Source organism: Nocardia noduli (assembly GCF_019038455.1).
Classification (GTDB): domain Bacteria; phylum Actinomycetota; class Actinomycetes; order Mycobacteriales; family Mycobacteriaceae; genus Nocardia; species Nocardia noduli.
Genome location: NZ_JAFMPL010000268.1, coordinates 1 through 477, shown reverse-complemented (window position 1 = coordinate 477; position 477 = coordinate 1). Strand labels below are relative to the sequence as shown.

Genomic DNA, 477 nt, shown 5'->3' with positions numbered 1-477 from the left:
CTTCCTCGCGTCGGCCAGCGCCTCGTTCATCAGCGGCTCCAACATCGTCGTGGACGGTGGCGGCGAGCGCCGGGCCCCGGAGCCCGTCGTGGCCAGCGAGTAGCCACAGGCGTCGGCCGTCAGGAGACGAGCGCCGGGAGCGAGGCCCAGCCCCGCACCGTGGAGGTGCGGGCCTGTTCGGCGTGCTCCCAGTCGACCTCCCACTCGGGGAACCGGTTCAGGACCTCGTCGAGGGCGACCCTGCCCTCGAGCCGGGCCAGCGCGGCGCCAAGGCAGAAGTGGATCCCGTAGCCGAAGCTCAGGTGGTGGCCGGCGTCCCGGTGGATGTCGAACCGGTCGCCGTCGGGGAACTGGCGGTCGTCCCGGTTGGCCGACCCGTTCAGCAGCACCATGACGCTGCCCTCGGGGACCTTGTGGCCGTGGTGCTCGACGTCCTTGGCCACGTACCGGGCCTGGACCGGCGACGGGGCCTCGTAG

The 477-nt window shown here is 72.5% G+C and carries 1 protein-coding gene; it reads right to left on the bottom strand.

Features of this window, described 5'->3' with window-relative positions; translation table 11 throughout:
• Positions 1-119: 119 nt before the first annotated feature.
• The coding region (locus JZ792_RS41320; RefSeq protein ID WP_216918435.1) for a cytochrome P450 at positions 120-477 on the bottom strand (358 nt) is incomplete at its 5' end.